General features: G+C 40.4%; 15 protein-coding genes. 4 read left to right on the top strand and 11 right to left on the bottom strand.

From position 1 onward, the window contains the following. Positions 1 to 8: 8 nt before the first annotated feature. Together proC and ACYQ03_RS18155 are read left to right on the top strand one after the other, a co-directional pair. Positions 9 to 854 carry a pyrroline-5-carboxylate reductase gene (gene proC / locus ACYQ03_RS18160; RefSeq protein WP_459911374.1) on the top strand — a complete coding sequence of 282 codons (846 nt, stop codon included), beginning with the start codon at positions 9 to 11 and terminating at the stop codon, positions 852 to 854. Between the two features lie 259 nt (positions 855 to 1,113). After that, on the top strand, positions 1,114 to 1,242 hold the full coding sequence (locus tag ACYQ03_RS18155; protein ID WP_459911373.1) for a hypothetical protein: 129 nt from the start codon (positions 1,114 to 1,116) through the stop codon (positions 1,240 to 1,242). Between the two features lie 40 nt (positions 1,243 to 1,282). Here the strand turns inward: ACYQ03_RS18155 and ACYQ03_RS18150 are convergent, their stop codons facing one another. The 5 genes from ACYQ03_RS18150 to spoIVA form a co-directional block, all read right to left on the bottom strand. Beyond that, positions 1,283 to 2,518 (bottom strand): aspartate kinase, encoded by a 1,236-nt coding sequence (locus tag ACYQ03_RS18150; RefSeq protein ID WP_459911372.1) that lies wholly within the window; start codon positions 2,516 to 2,518, stop codon positions 1,283 to 1,285. 52 nt (positions 2,519 to 2,570) lie between these two features. Then, the gene (gene thrB, locus ACYQ03_RS18145; protein WP_459911431.1) at positions 2,571 to 3,476 is read right to left on the bottom strand and encodes a homoserine kinase; all 906 of its coding nucleotides are present in this window, start codon (positions 3,474 to 3,476) and stop codon (positions 2,571 to 2,573) included. Between the two features lie 4 nt (positions 3,477 to 3,480). Then, entirely contained in the window at positions 3,481 to 4,773 is a 1,293-nt protein-coding gene (locus ACYQ03_RS18140; RefSeq protein WP_459911371.1) for a homoserine dehydrogenase, read from the bottom strand. Positions 4,774 to 4,793: 20 nt separating this feature from the next. Further along, entirely contained in the window at positions 4,794 to 5,240 is a 447-nt protein-coding gene (locus tag ACYQ03_RS18135; RefSeq protein WP_459911370.1) for an ACT domain-containing protein, read from the bottom strand. Between the two features lie 295 nt (positions 5,241 to 5,535). Then, positions 5,536 to 7,014: a stage IV sporulation protein A gene (spoIVA, locus tag ACYQ03_RS18130; RefSeq protein WP_459911369.1), complete on the bottom strand. Its 1,479-nt coding sequence runs from the start codon at positions 7,012 to 7,014 to the stop codon at positions 5,536 to 5,538. Between the two features lie 378 nt (positions 7,015 to 7,392). On the opposite strand from spoIVA, the gene ACYQ03_RS18125 reads away from it, so the two are divergent. Further along, on the top strand, positions 7,393 to 7,572 hold the full coding sequence (locus ACYQ03_RS18125) for a hypothetical protein (RefSeq protein WP_459911368.1): 180 nt from the start codon (positions 7,393 to 7,395) through the stop codon (positions 7,570 to 7,572). A gap of 126 nt (positions 7,573 to 7,698) precedes the next feature. Next, positions 7,699 to 9,026, top strand: a protein-coding gene (locus tag ACYQ03_RS18120) for an IS3 family transposase (RefSeq protein WP_459911367.1) whose coding sequence is annotated in 2 segments (ribosomal slippage) — positions 7,699 to 8,334 and positions 8,337 to 9,026 — 1,326 coding nt in all. Because the reading frame shifts where the segments join, the coding sequence is not laid out codon by codon here. A 168-nt stretch (positions 9,027 to 9,194) separates the two neighbouring features. On the opposite strand, the gene ACYQ03_RS18115 is transcribed toward ACYQ03_RS18120, so the two are convergent. From ACYQ03_RS18115 to ACYQ03_RS18090, 6 genes are all read right to left on the bottom strand, one after another. Beyond that, entirely contained in the window at positions 9,195 to 10,214 is a 1,020-nt protein-coding gene (locus tag ACYQ03_RS18115; RefSeq protein WP_459911366.1) for an NAD(P)H-dependent glycerol-3-phosphate dehydrogenase, read from the bottom strand. Positions 10,215 to 10,231: 17 nt separating this feature from the next. Continuing rightward, the gene (plsY, locus tag ACYQ03_RS18110) at positions 10,232 to 10,834 is read right to left on the bottom strand and encodes a glycerol-3-phosphate 1-O-acyltransferase PlsY (RefSeq protein ID WP_459911365.1); all 603 of its coding nucleotides are present in this window, start codon (positions 10,832 to 10,834) and stop codon (positions 10,232 to 10,234) included. A 40-nt stretch (positions 10,835 to 10,874) separates the two neighbouring features. After that, complete coding sequence (gene der / locus ACYQ03_RS18105; protein ID WP_459911364.1) at positions 10,875 to 12,194, bottom strand: ribosome biogenesis GTPase Der; 1,320 nt, start codon at positions 12,192 to 12,194, stop codon at positions 10,875 to 10,877. Between the two features lie 268 nt (positions 12,195 to 12,462). Further along, the gene (locus ACYQ03_RS18100; RefSeq protein ID WP_459911363.1) at positions 12,463 to 13,791 is read right to left on the bottom strand and encodes a DUF512 domain-containing protein; all 1,329 of its coding nucleotides are present in this window, start codon (positions 13,789 to 13,791) and stop codon (positions 12,463 to 12,465) included. 61 nt (positions 13,792 to 13,852) lie between these two features. Next, positions 13,853 to 14,035: a capping complex subunit for YIEGIA gene (locus ACYQ03_RS18095; protein WP_459911362.1), complete on the bottom strand. Its 183-nt coding sequence runs from the start codon at positions 14,033 to 14,035 to the stop codon at positions 13,853 to 13,855. A gap of 18 nt (positions 14,036 to 14,053) precedes the next feature. Further along, complete coding sequence (locus ACYQ03_RS18090) at positions 14,054 to 14,944, bottom strand: YIEGIA family protein (protein ID WP_459911361.1); 891 nt, start codon at positions 14,942 to 14,944, stop codon at positions 14,054 to 14,056. Between the last annotated feature and the right edge of the window lies 1 nt (position 14,945).

The raw sequence follows: 14,945 nt of genomic DNA, 5'->3' as shown, positions 1-14,945 counted from the left end.
GTTATAAAATGTTAGAAGGAAAAACCTTTTTCTTCATCGGTGCCGGCAATATTTGTGAATCTATAATAAAAGGATTATTATCAGCAGGAAGCATACGCCCCGGTGACATCCATGTGGCCAACCGTAGTAATGAGGCGCGTTTAAATTATCTACGCAATTACTATGGTATAGTTCCTGTAACTGATAAGAAAAAAGCTGTGGCCGCAGCCGATATTATTGTACTGGCAATGAAACCCCAGGATGTATTTAATGCTCTTGAAGAAATAAAAGGTAGCATTGGCGAAAAACAAATCGTTATCTCAGTCCTGGCTGGTGTGCCAACCTCACTGATTGAGGATAGCCTTGCTATACCAATCCCTGTAATCCGTGCCATGCCCAATACATCCTGTGCTGTATTGGAGTCTGCCACAGGACTCAGTGGCGGCCGTTATACAACCTCTGATCAACTAAGGTTAGGGGAGGAAATATTTAAGATTATGGGTGAAGTGGTAGTTGTAGAAGAACATCTGTTAGATGCTGTCACTGGTCTCTCGGGCAGCGGTCCCGCCTATATTTATTATCTGGTGGAGTCTATGGAAAAGGCTGGAGAGGCTGCTGGTATTCCCCGGGAACTAGCACGTCCCTTAGTTTTAAAAACGTTATTGGGTGCTGCAAAAATGCTTATGGAAACAGGTGAAAACCCTGAGGAATTGAGACGCCAGGTTACTTCCCCCAATGGTACAACTATGGCAGGAATTAATGAACTGAATAAGGGGGATTTCCAAAATACCATCAAGAAAGCAATTCTTAGAGCAACCCGCCGTTCCCAGGAGCTGGGCCGAGTTATTATTGAAAATCAGTATGCTCATAAATAGCTGTCAGCCATTCAGCCTTTAGCTTTAAAATCTGGAAAGACCATGAGCCATGTGCCCTGGGCTTATTTGGAAACTACCTCTTAACAAATTAACAAGTGCTATCGTTATCCCCCACTGATGCACTATCCTATCCAGGTTAATACCTAAAGGCTAATGGCTAAAAGCTAATAGCTAATCACTGGCCTACTATACAGTTCTTATCCCCAAGCGATTAAAAGCCCCCTGTCTAGCGCAAGCTAATAACAGGGGGTGAGCTAATATGGAAGATAAATTATCAAAGGAACTAAAGGAACCAGCGCAAAAGGTTAACAAAGGAAAAGCTCAGGTTCAAGCACCAACCGATTGTGGTGAAGGCCCCATTTATGTTGCCAGAGGTTCCGATGGCTGACCCCATTAAAAAATAATCCCCGCAGGTTGCGGGGATTGCTTTATTTATAGTTTTTTGCCTCTTCTAGGTTATCCAGCTTAAATTTCTTATGAAGAGCACGAACTGCTTTTTCTGTATCAGATCTCTTTATCACGCAGGATACTTTAATTTCTGATGTGGTAATCATTTCCAGGTTGACATTCTCATCGGCTAAAGCTTCAAACATATCCGCAGCTACACCTGGGTGTGAAATCATTCCTGCTCCCACAATGGATACCTTAGCCACATCTTCATCATGGGTGTATCCAGCAAAGCCAACTTCCTGCTTGATAGCTTCAATAGTCTGCAGGGCCTTTCGAAGATCATCCTGGGTTGTGGTAAAACCAATATCATTAACGTTATTCCGCATAGCACTTTGGATAATCATATCCACGTTAAGATGTTGTGCAGACAAAGCCTTAAATATTTTCTTAGCTATACCAGGTTGATCCGGTACATCAAACAAGCCAATTTTAGCCACATTATAATCATAGGCAACTCCACTCACCACTGGTGCATTTTCCATATCTGGTGCCTCCTCAACAATAGTTCCTTCTCTATGATCAAAACTAGTACGAACATGAATAGGGATTCCATATTGTTTAGCTAATTCTACTGAACGGGGATGTAATACCTGTGCCCCTAAACTTGCCAGTTCCAACATTTCATCAAAGGAAATATTAGTGAGTTTACTGGCCTCAGGTACTAACCTTGGGTCAGTGGTATAGACCCCATCCACATCTGTAAAGATCTCACATATGTCAGCCTTAAGAGCGGCTGCCAGAGCCACTGCTGTTGTATCTGAACCGCCACGGCCTAAGGTTGTAATGTCTCGGTTAGATTTAATTCCCTGAAATCCAGCTACAACAACCACGCGATTTTGCTCTAATTCTTCCTTAACTCGATTGGTTTCGATCTTTAGAATCTTCGCTTTGGTGTGTACATCATCTGTATAGATACCTACTTGTCCACCAGTTAAGGATATTACATCAGACCCTAAATCTCTGATTGCCATGGACAACAGTGCTATGGATATTTGTTCACCGGTTGAAAGTAACATGTCCATTTCCCGTTCTGATGGTTCATTAGTTATCTGTTTCGCCAAACTTACTAAATCATCGGTAGTATCACCCATAGCTGAAACAGTTACTACAACTTGATTTCCTTTTTTGTGTTCTTCAACAACCCGTCTGGCTACTCTTTTTATACGCTCGGGGTCTGCTACTGAGCTCCCGCCAAATTTTTTGACAACCAACATTCTAGTTACCGCCTCTCTGCCGCAAAATGCTTTAACTATATAAAATATTAAATCACAAAATCATTGTTCCATCAACCGCAGGTTTAAGAACTTTTATTTTACAACCTACTCCGGCATTTAAAAAGGCTTCCTCCATGGAGCTGGCAATTTCTTCAGACCTCTGGTTGGTTAAAGCAATCACTGTAGGCCCTGCTCCACTTAAGGTTACATTTAGGGCACCTGCCTGTTTTGCTGCACTAATAACATCATTCATACCCGGTACCAATCTGGAACGGTATGGTTGATGCAAAGCATCTTGCCCAGCTATAGCTAACAGATCTAAGCGTTTCTCACAGAAGGCACCAACCAGCATAGCTGCACGACTAAGATTAAATATGGCATCTTTTAAACTAACATTTTTGGGTAGTACTTCCCGTGCAGCTTTAGTGGATAACTTAAAAGCAGGGATAGCAACCACTGTTTTTAGGTCTTCAGGCGGATTAATCTTTAGGTAATTTACCTCTCCCTCTGCTAAGACTGATATGATAATTCCTCCTAGGAGGGCAGGGGCAACATTGTCAGGGTGTCCTTCCATTTCGGTTGCTAAAGCAAGTAATCGGTCCTGATTTAGTTTACCCCCAATAAGTTGGTTGGCTGCTACTAATCCTCCAACAATTGCCGCAGCACTACTTCCCAGTCCTCTGGAGGTGGGAATTTGATTAACTAGTTTAATCCTTAGGCCGGGATTTTCAAAACCAACCTCTCTAAAAACCCTTTGGGCAGCTCGCCAGACAATATTGCTTTCATCCCTTTTTATATCTGCAAACCCTTCTCCCTCGATATCAATGGTTTTTTCCCCCGGAGCTAGAGTCATGTGAATTTCATTGTAAAGTTCTAAGGCCATTCCTAAACAATCAAAACCTGGTCCCATGTTGGCCGTAGTAGCCGGAACTCTGACCTTAATAGTTTCTTGTATCACCACGCTACTCTTCTCCTTCTACCCGGATTACGTTGGAAATTTCTAAAACAGAAGATAATTGTTTAATATCCATTAGAGCATCTTGGACATTTTGTTCAAGTACTCGGTGTGTTACTAAAACGAGTTCGGCAGTCTTTCCGGTAGCCTCTTTTTGTATAACAGACTTAAGACTTACCTCTTTATTGCCAAAGACTAAAGCTATTGAGGCCAATACCCCTGGTTTATCGGCTACTTTTAGACGAATATAGTATTTACTATAGATATTGCCAATATCTAAAACAGTTTTTTCCCTAAAACATGTACAACCAATCAGGCCCGGGACATTTCGTAGGATATCCCTTGCTGCATCCATTATATCTGCTACCACTGCACTGGCCGTTGGAAGTTCGCCTGCTCCCCTACCATAAAACATGGTATCTCCGACGGCATTTCCCCGTACGAATACAGCATTAAAAACATCTCCCACCGCTGCCAGTGGATGATCCTTAGGTATAAAGGTTGGATGAACCCTAACCTCAATTCCTTCCTGCCGTTCTTTAGCAATACCCAATAATTTAATGTTATAACCCAGTTCTCTGGCAGAAGTAATATCAGCCACTGATATATTATTAATACCTTCGGTATAGACCTTCTTTAAGGGTACCCTTGTATTAAAAGCTATAGAAGCTAAAATAGCTAATTTTCTTGCAGCATCAAACCCCCCTACATCAGCAGTGGGATCTGACTCGGCATATCCCTTAGACTGAGCTTCTGCCAGAACATCTGTAAAGTCACAACCCTCCTGAAACATTTTTGTAAGCATATAGTTAGTTGTTCCGTTAATGATGCCATAAACTTCCTCAATACAGTTCCCTGACAAACTTTGTTTCAAAGTGCGAATAATTGGTATTCCACCGGCTACACTGGCTTCAAATAGCAAATCACAGTTGCCATTTTCGGCTGCTTTAAACAGACGTTGACCATACTCTGCCACCATGTCCTTGTTGGCAGTAACCACGCTTTTCCCACTGTTGAGGGACTCTAATACGTAATCTAGAGTGGGATTAATGCCACCTAGTACTTCAACAATGATTTTAATATCCGGATCCGCTATTAACTCCTTCGGATCAGTGGTTAACAGCTCCTCTGGGATAAATATGCCACGTTCTTTGTCCAAACTGCGTACCAATATCTTTTTAACCTCTATTTTTATTCCTGCCCGTTGTTGTATGACATCCTTATTTTCCTCAAGAATACGATATACCCCTCGACCAACGGTACCTAAACCCAACAGACCTATTTCAATAACATTATCCATAGCAATATCCTCCTCAAGGTCTAATTTTGACCCACCACACGTACATCTCGCACACCATTTACTTCACCAATGATACGCAGAAGTTCTTCCAAATCACGGTTTATCTCTGCGGTTTCAATGGAAAGAGTAGCATTAGCAAGGTCCTGTAAAGGCAAATTTTGATTAATGGTTAAAATACTACCTTTAACAGAGGCAATTATATTTAGTACCGTAGAAAGGACACCGGGTTGATGCTCCATGAGCAGGGCCAGGGTTACAATCTTTCCACGACTCCACTGATGAAATGGAAATACTTTATCCTTGTATTTATAAAAGGCACTTCTACTTAAATCCACCTTTTCAACCGCCTCATTGACGGTATTTGCAGCACCTTTGAGCAATAAATCCTTGGCCATAACGGTTTTCAGTATTGCTTCAGGTAAAATATCCTCCTGTACTAAGTAGTATCTCTGGTCTTTTTTTGTCACTACTTGATACCTCTCATTCAGTCCGTTTTGGGCGGATAATTATCTATATACAGTAGACATTATAACAAACAAGAAATATACCTTCAAACCCTTTTTTAAAGGATCATTAATATTTTTTAATAAATAAGTCATTCTTAACCATCAATCCTCAGTTTTCCTTCTATTAACAAATTACGACATATTTTTCCTCAACCCAGGATAGTAATTATAAATACTTTTTAATAATATCCAAACCAACAAAAAATAAACAACCCCATGGGCCTAATTTTTGCCCCGGGGTTGTATCCACTATTGGTCATATTATTATACAAATTAGACCGCCACTACCTTCGTTGACAATTCTCTGTAGAGTCTCTTGAAGCTTAACCTGGGCATTCTCTGGCATTCTGTGCAGCTTATTTTGAATACCTTCACGGACTAGGTCGTGCAATGTTTTACCAAAGATTTCTGACTCCCAGATTTTTTGTGGATTCTCATCAAAGCCAGCTAACATATACTGTACCAATTCTTCGCATTGTTTTTCTGTGCCAATGATTGGAGTAATTTCGGTAGTGATATCCGCCCGAATAACATGTAATGAAGGGGCACTGGCTTTAAGTTTGACGCCAAAACGATTACCCTGGCGAATTAATTCCGGTTCTTCTAAATTCATTTCATCCAGTCTAGGTGTAACAACTCCATACCCCGTATCGCGAACTTCTGTTAATGCAGTGGCTACTTTATCGTACTCCCGCTTAGCTACTGCCAGTTCCTTCATAAGTCTAAACAGATGATGATCCCCTTCAATTTCAAAGCCAGTTTCTTCAGATAATACCCTAAAGTAAAGATCTGATTTGGCAACCATTTCAATGGAGGCTGATCCTGTACCCATATTCATCTGCCTCAAGTTGACTTGATGAACAAAGTCATAGCCGTCTAGGTTGTTTACAGCTGTCTCAATATCCCTCAAACGACGGACATGACGCACTGTATCCCGAACTGCATCTTCAAAACTCTGTCTCAGCCAGTGCTTACCATCAAGTTCTTCAATCCATAGAGGCAGGCTTATATTAACTTCGTTAACTGGGAATTCAAAGAGAACTTGTTCCAGTATCTTTATGATATCTTGTTGTTTTAGTTCTGCACAGTCAATAGGTAAAACCGGAACATCATATTTCTCTTCCAATTCGGTTACTATTTGAAGGGTTTCACTGGCTTGGGGCTTGATAGTATTTAGTAAGATCACAAAGGGTTTATTAATATCCTTAAGTTCCTCGATTACCCTCTCTTCGGCATCAATATAATTTTCCCTGGGAATATCAGTTATTGTTCCATCAGTGGTTACCACAACACCAATGGTCGAATGTTCGGATATAACCTTTCTCGTACCAATTTCAGCCGCTTCCTGAAAAGGAATTGGTTCCTCATACCAAGGAGTTGTTACCATGCGTGGGCCTTCCTCTTCTTCATAACCAAGGGCTCCCAGTACACGGTAACCTACACAGTCCACTAGCCTCATGTTTACTTTGAGGCTAGGATTAACTGTAATTTCAATTGCCTCGTTCGGGACAAACTTAGGCTCTGTTGTCATAATCGTTCTGCCTGCTCCACTCTGGGGAAGCTCATCTTTGGCCCGTTCTTTATCATACACGTTTTTAATATTGGGAATTACTGCCAATTCCATAAATCTTTTAATAAAAGTGGATTTACCGGTCCGCACCCCGCCGACTACACCGAGGTAGATATCTCCCCCGGTCCTCTCCGCTATATCGCGGAAGATATCCATCTTTTCCATTAGTTTATCCCCTCCTTCAAAATTCAAAAAAATTTATAGGGAAATATATATTGAAATACTGCATCCCTCCTCCGCGATAATGGACCGTAGAGACCGGAAAAGCTGATCTTGGAGGAAAAGGTAGTCCCCTCTTCCTGAATTTTTTTCCATTGGCATACATTAACATTATATATATATGTACCATGAGGTACTTTATGACATAAATTTATACCGTCTCTTACGGGCTACTATTTACTTTCTATTGTTTTAAAGATATTTAATATTTGTCCCTTTATGACTGTTGGCATAGTAGTTCGTAAAATTTTTATTATCCAGCAAGCCTAAATGTCACCAATTTGAATTCTTCCCATATATTGACTAAAAAAGGAGGTTATCATAATGGGATATGGATTTGGCCCTGGAATGAATAAACCTGGAAAAAAACCGATTCAAGATCAACCTATGGTAAAACCACCTACCCAGAAAAAACCAACTACTCATCAACCCCAAAAACCTGTCATGCCTCATACCCCCTTTGATTTGGGTAAACTTTTTGGAGGCAAGTGGCATAGAAAGTAAAATTAAATATAAAAAGAAAGTGTCGCAAAACTTAAAATGGACCCTATGGAATGAACACTTGAAAAAAAGTGTTTTACCCATAGGGTTCTTTTTTTGTACAATCATAGCAACAGGAGGAAGGATAAAGTGAGCAAAATTATATTTTCATCCGATGACATCAAAAAACTGGAGACAAACCCCTATGTTGCTAAGGTTTCTGAACGTTCCATCACATACACCAATGATTTTAAGCGTTTGTTCATTGACCAATACTTGAAGGGTAAGTTGCCTCGAGCTATATTTATGGATGCTGGATTCGATATTGATATTATTGGAGTAAAGCGATATGAGCAGGCTGCTTACAGATGGATTAGGTCCTATAATGAAGATGAAATCTTAGGACTAAGAGATACTCGTACAGAAAATTCCGGTCGTCCACGGATTAATGAACTTTCACAAGAAGAAATTATTACCCGCCAGGAGGCAAAGATAAAGTTACTCGAGGAGCAAATAGAACTGCTAAAAAAGTTAGACAAAATCGAAAGGAGGATGGTAAACACAGGAAAAAGTCTCGCAACAAGTGATATATTTCAGTTAATTAACGACACCATTTCAAAATATAAAATGAAGGGTATGGTATCGTATTTCTGTGATATGTTGGGGGTTTCACGGTCTGGGTATTACAATTACTTGTCGTCTGAAGAAACTCGACAGTTACAGGAAGAAAAAGACCTCCATGCAAGGGATATGATTCTTAAAGCCTATTACAAGCATGGATACAAGAAGGCTCACGTTCAATAAAAATGGTATTAGAACAGGAATTCGAATTGGTGTTTAATAGAAAACGGATACAAAGAATCATGCGTAAATATAATATTAAATGTCCAATCAGGAAGGCTAATCCTTACCGACGGATGGCAAAAGCCACAAAAGAACATAGGGTAGTTCCCAATCTTTTAAATAGACAATTCAAACAGCGTATTCCTGGAAAGGTACTTCTAACTGATATTACATATCTTCCATTTGGTGTATCTAAAATGGCCTATTTATCAACAATTAAAGATGCTTCTACAAATGAAATTCTTTCTTATCATGTATCTGAGCGCATCACCTTAGATATTGCCACAAAAACCATTGAAAACTTGATAAATCATAGCAGTGAACTACTGCATTCTGAAGCATTTGTTCATTCCGATCAAGGATGCCATTATACCAGTCCAACGTTCCAGAGGCTTCTCAAGAAATATGGTTTAGGCCAATCTATGTCTAGGCGTGGCAACTGTTGGGACAACGCTCCACAAGAATCCTTCTTTGGTCACATGAAGGATGAAATTGATTATCGAACCTGTAATACGTTTCAAGAAGTAGAAAAACTAATTGACCACTATATCAATTACTATAACAACCATAGATATCAATGGGGATTAAAAAAGCTGGCCCCTGTACAATACAGGAACCAGCTTTTAGCAGCCTAATTCTCTTTTTTAAACTGTCCTTGACATAGGGTCCACTTTAAAACTACTTAGTAGCTAGCGACACTTTTTTTCATATTCATTTACAGATATAACGTAAGCGCAACTCCAGATTGCATGAACAATTAATCTTGTGCAATAGGTCCATTTTGTATATTTAGTCTACCGTAGTTATTTAGTGAGAACTATTTCTTCAACTTCATTCTTTTTGCCTCTTCCCATTAAATTAAGAACCGCATCCCTAGGGGAAAGTCCTTGAAACAGCACCCTATAAGTTTGATCGGTAATAGGCATTTCCACTCCCTGCTTTTTAGCTAATTGCCAAGCAACACCAGTGGTACGAATACCTTCAACCACCATATTTACACTGCCTATAGCTTCTTGGATATTCTTTCCCTGGCCAATGGCGATACCGCACCTTCGGTTTCTACTATGCATACTAGTACAAGTAACTATTAAATCTCCTACCCCTGCCAGCCCAGCAAAGGTTAGCAGATTTGCCCCCATACTGTAACCCAGTCGAGTAATTTCCGCCAACCCCCGGGTCATCATAGCTGCTTTGGTATTATCTCCAAAGCCCAACCCATCGGCAATACCCGTGCCTAGGGCGATAATGTTTTTTAATGCCCCCCCTAATTCAACACCTATTAAGTCAGGGTTAGTATAGACACGAAAATCTTGGGACATAAAAAGATCTTGGACAAATTCTGCGATTTTAATATCCTGGGATGCTGCAACCACCGCCGTCGGTATATTTAAACCTACCTCCTCTGCATGGCTAGGACCTGAAAGAACTACATAGCGTTTTAAGGCTCCCTCTCCCAGTTCACTGGCACATACCTCAGATAATCTAGAATGAGTACTTTCTTCTAGTCCCTTGGCAACATTAATAATAACCATATCCTGTTTCATAAAAGGAATAGCTTCCTTTAACATACTACGAAAGCCATGTGAAGGTACTCCAAATACCACAGTATCGGCTTGATAGAGAACTTTCTCCAGATCGGTACTTGCTACAATAGAAGGGTTTAGTCGTACACCCGGTAGATATCTTTTATTTTCTCCTTCGTTTATCAGCTGGGCCAGTTCATCTCTTCTTGCCCAAAGTACCACAGAATTGTTGTTTTGGGCCAGCACCTGGGCCAGAGCTGTTGCCCAACTACCAGCCCCAATCATTGCTACCTTGGTCATCCTCTGTCCCCCCAATCCTATGTCTTCTTATGTCCAATTTTAAACTCTGTGCCGTTAATAATCCGTCTGATATTAGCTGCATGTTTCCACACAGCAAAAAATGCAACTACTAAAGAAAAGAATAAATAACTTTTGTTTTGATTTAATATAGCCATCCAAAAGGGTAACGAGATAGCCCCTAGAATAGAACCCAAAGAGACATATCTACTAATACCTACTGTGATTAGCCATACTAAAAAAGCTAAGATTAAGGGAATTGGTGCTAGGGCTAATATTGCACCGGCACCTGTAGCAATTATTTTGCCTCCCTTGAATTTAAGCCATAAGGGCCAACTATGGCCTGCCATTACGGCAAGGGCCGCACCCATAACAATGATATCGGTATTTTCTAGCTGTTTAGCAAGCAACACAGCTGAAATACCCTTTATCATATCTAGAATTAGCACAATCAGGCCAGGAACTTTACCAAGTGTACGCCATACATTAGTTGCTCCAATGTTACCACTTCCATATTGACGGATATCTATCCCCTTCCAAAGGCGAGCTAAAAGAAAGCCGAAGGGAATCGAACCGATCAAATATGCCCCAACAATGATCATCAGTGTGGTTACAGTAACCAATACCTATTCCTCCGAATCATTAAAACTTATCGAAACCTGATCATATATCCTTTCCTTCCCTTTTCCTAAGGAAAAAACGAATTGGGGTTCCTTCAAAACCATAGGTATCTCTTATTTTATTTTCCAAGTATCTCTGATATGAGAAATGCATGATTTCAGGTTCATTTACAAATAAAATAAAGGTTGGTGGTTTCACACCACCCTGAGTTGTATAAAATATCTTCAGTCTACGGTGCTTATCCGCAGGAGGTGGATTATGTTGGGTTGCTTCCCGAATTAAATTATTTAAGTCAGCTGTGGCTACCCGTTTACTGGCTTCCTCAGCCACAAAGTCAACAGTTTCAATGACCTTTGGTAATCGCTGCTTTGTTAAAGCCGAAATATATAAAATAGGTGCATAACTCAAAAACGCTAATTCCTCACGTATCTTTATTTCAAATTTATGCATAGTCTTGTCATCTTTGACAATAAGATCCCATTTATTCATTACCAGAACAATAGCTTTTCCCTTATCATGGGCATAGCCAACAATTCTTTTATCCTGTTCTGCTATTCCCTCTGTGGCATCAAATACCATCAAGGCCACATCACAGCGGTCAACTGCTCTCAAAGCTCGGACTACACTATACCTTTCAGCCGGAAGATCAATTTTCTTTCTCCGTCTCATACCAGCAGTATCAACGAGGACATAGTTTTTTCCATTTCTTTGAAAGGGGGAATCGATGGCATCCCTTGTGGTACCGGGAATGTCACTGACTATTACCCGCTCTTCACCTAAAATGGCATTGACCAAGGATGACTTACCGACATTAGGCCTACCAATAACAGCAATACGAATTGTGTCCGGTGGATAGATTTCTTCCTCTTGTTGAGGTAAAATTCTTACCAATTCATCCAGTAAATCACCAGTATTTAAGCCCTCTGCTGCAGATACGGGTATAGGCTCGCCAAGTCCCAGTTGGTAAAAATCATAGACAGGTATCTTATCAAAATGTTCAACTTTATTGGCCACCAGAATAACAGGTTTTTCAGCCCTTCTTAGGCTTTTCCCAACTTCTTCATCTATGGCAGTTAAACCTTCCCTGGCATCCACAACAAACAAGATAACATCGGCTTCATTTATTGCTAATTCAGCCTGCTTTCTAATCTGTGAGGTTATAATATCCTCTGCAAAATCTAAGCCTCCGGTATCAATCAAGGTAAATTCCTGACCCTGCCATTCGGCATCCTGATATAATCTATCCCTGGTAACTCCGGGCATATCTTCTACTATGGCAATACGGGCACCAACGATACGGTTAAAGAGTGTTGATTTTCCTACATTAGGTCTTCCTACAATGGCTACTATGGGTTTGGGCAAGGGTTTTCCCCCTTTTCTCAAAAGTAAATTTTTAGCCGTCAGCTTAAGGGCCATGGGCTGTTTTAGCTATTAGCTCATAATTGGCCGTGAGACATGAGCCTTGGGCTTTTTGTGCATGTTAATTTTAGGGGTCAAATCCAAGACCCCTAAAATTAACATGCACAAAAGCTGACGGCTGATAGCTAATGACTTAATCAGTTCCGTTTGTTCACTTACCTACTTTATTTTTATTATGAGTATGTTACATCTGATTGTATTAATCTAAGTTTCACCAATTCACTATCGATTTAATCCCTAATGCTACCTCAACCAGATCCCTGGGTCCTTCCGCCACAACCACAGTTACACCTAATTGTTGGGATACATCATTTACAGTTAGATCATCTAAAAACACATCTTCTCCATCCCTAAGCATAACCGAAGGAAGTACGAGCCTATCCCCTATATTTTTGCCCTTTAAGGCCCTAATGATATCCCCAGCAGTTAAAAGACCTGCAACTGTAACGCTCTCTCCAAAAAAATGATTTGGAACAACCTCCAGTTGTACTTTTAACCCCTTTATACGATTTAATCTATCTGTTACTGGTCTTAAAAAAGTTTCCCCCGATGTGCCAGTTATCAGGGTTGCTGTAAGTTCACCTTCAATTTCATTGGGTAATTCTTCTTGTATTTCTTCCCACTCATCCAAAAACAACCTAGCCAAACCAATTCCATTTTCTGTTTGGGGAAAATCAGCATAATTTTCTCTAGGTGGGATAGGTTTTCCTGCCATAACGTAAAATTCATCAGAGGCAAAGACAAAGGGGTAATCCCAGTTTTCTAGAAATTCTTGCTGATAGCCCTCAATCATAGTAATAACTTCCTGGGCTTCTGCAACTGTAAAAGTCCTCAAGTTAGCAAGGCCTGTTCTATACTTTGTAAGACCAACTGGAACAACTGCTAAGGAGTGAACCTGGGGCCATAGTTTAGCTAAATCATTGATGGATCTTTTTAATTCTTCCCCATCATTGATCTCTGGGCAAAGCACGATTTGGGTCTGCATTTCAATGCCGCCCTCAGCAAGCAGTCTTAGTTGCTCTAATATTTTTCCCGCATGTCGATTGTTTAACATACGGCACCTTAACTCGGGGTTTGTTGTATGGACAGATATGTATAATGGTCCTAGCTTTTGCTCAATTATGCGTCTAAGTTCGTCCTCTTTTACATTGGTTAAAGAAACAAAGTTTCCCTGCCAAAAAGAAAGACGATAATCATCGTCTTTTATATAAAGAGTTTCACGCATACTTGGAGCCATTTGATCCACAAAACAAAAGACACAGCGGTTATGACACCGTCTTGTGGGACCGAAAGAGTGCTCACCAAAAGCCAGACCTAGATCCTCATCATAGTCTTTCTCGATTTCTATCTCCCACTGTTCGTTATTGGCTGTAACTACTTTTGCTATTAGTTCCTCATTGGCGCAAAGGAATCGGTAATCTAAAAAATCCCGAAGTGGTACATCATTAATGGCTATTAGCCGATCCCCCGGTTGAATACCTAACTCATCAGCAATACTATCCTTATCAATTTCTGTTATAAGTAATCCGTTATTCTTCATCTCAAATCTCCCTATGGACGTACTGCATCAATTATCCACCATCTTCCAATGATAGTCAAGTTTAGTGTTGAACGATAATATAGGTTCCGTTTCCTAAATCGTGAACAGTACTTTGTAACACATTGGCAATATGACCAGCAAGTTTTTCTCTGTCATCCTCATCCTTAGCTATAATAATCGGAACATCTCCTTGAATATTATCCGGTGCTATGGTAACAGCAGCTACAATACTTCCCTTTGACACTGTTATTCCCCCCTATTGTTAATCTGCCGCATACTTGCCAGCCTTAGATTTAAGGGGTCTGGATGCCGCACTTTCCAGAACTGGCGCCTTTTTTACTGCTTCAATTAAAGCTTTAATATCAGGTTCATTAGGAACAATATAAAACCCTACTTGTCCAGTATCTGGGTCTTTTCTTAACATTGGAGTAAATTCGGGCAAATCGACATCTTTTTTAATTCCTAAAATAGTTCCTGCAGTGTGAGCTATGGCTAATCTTTGGCCAATATCATGAATGGTGGCCCTAGCATCATCATTTTTAGGCTTTATTAACACTGCCAGCCCATCCTCGAGAATTTTCCTGCGCCGGTCCTTAAGTCCCACAGACATGATATTAATATGATCCACATATAAAACCGTATCTTTAAAATGTAACTTGGCAGGTACTACTTCACAGATGTTTCCAATTGTATCTCCTGATTTAAACAGTAAGCTAATTAAAACTAAAACAATACCCGCTGCAACACCGGCGATTAATCCAACAAATTGTACAATCAAGGAAGTCAAAAAGGCCGTTGCCATAACTAAATAATTTCGAGCCTCAAAGGTACGAGCTATTCCTTCAATATAATCCTTACCCCTTTGTACCAATTCACTTTCTTCCAGACTCTCTAAGGTTTGTCTCTCCATACTTCTTATATCGCGAAATTGCTGTGCTGCCAGGGCCAAGAAAGTAAAGGCTGCATAGTCTGGCTCTATTAGAGCAGGTACTGCTATGGCCCCCAGTGAAGCAGCAATAAACCCTAATGAAATATGCGTCACAAAACCATGGGGATACCCAGGGTACTGGCGATAATCCACCCTTAAAAGAGACAATCTTGACAAAAAACCAGCAGCAATACCAACAACAACAACTAGTAAATATTTCTCCATA

The organism is Desulfotomaculum defluvii (assembly GCF_054657375.1).
Note: the sequence above shows the minus strand (reverse complement) of the source record. Positions and strands in the feature narration are given on the sequence as shown.

Bases quoted from the DNA above. Each gene is read 5' to 3' on its own strand.
- ACYQ03_RS18115 (WP_459911366.1), bottom strand. From the start codon at position 10,214: ATGACCAAGGTAGCAATGATTGGGGCTGGTAGTTGGGCAACAGCTCTG.
- ACYQ03_RS18125 (WP_459911368.1), top strand. From the start codon at position 7,393: ATGGGATATGGATTTGGCCCTGGAATGAATAAACCTGGAAAAAAACCG.
- proC (WP_459911374.1), top strand. From the start codon at position 9: ATGTTAGAAGGAAAAACCTTTTTCTTCATCGGTGCCGGCAATATTTGT.
- ACYQ03_RS18090 (WP_459911361.1), bottom strand. From the start codon at position 14,944: ATGGAGAAATATTTACTAGTTGTTGTTGTTGGTATTGCTGCTGGTTTT.
- ACYQ03_RS18140 (WP_459911371.1), bottom strand. From the start codon at position 4,773: ATGGATAATGTTATTGAAATAGGTCTGTTGGGTTTAGGTACCGTTGGT.
- ACYQ03_RS18100 (WP_459911363.1), bottom strand. From the start codon at position 13,791: ATGAAGAATAACGGATTACTTATAACAGAAATTGATAAGGATAGTATT.
- spoIVA (WP_459911369.1), bottom strand. From the start codon at position 7,014: ATGGAAAAGATGGATATCTTCCGCGATATAGCGGAGAGGACCGGGGGA.
- ACYQ03_RS18150 (WP_459911372.1), bottom strand. From the start codon at position 2,518: ATGTTGGTTGTCAAAAAATTTGGCGGGAGCTCAGTAGCAGACCCCGAG.
- ACYQ03_RS18155 (WP_459911373.1), top strand. From the start codon at position 1,114: ATGGAAGATAAATTATCAAAGGAACTAAAGGAACCAGCGCAAAAGGTT.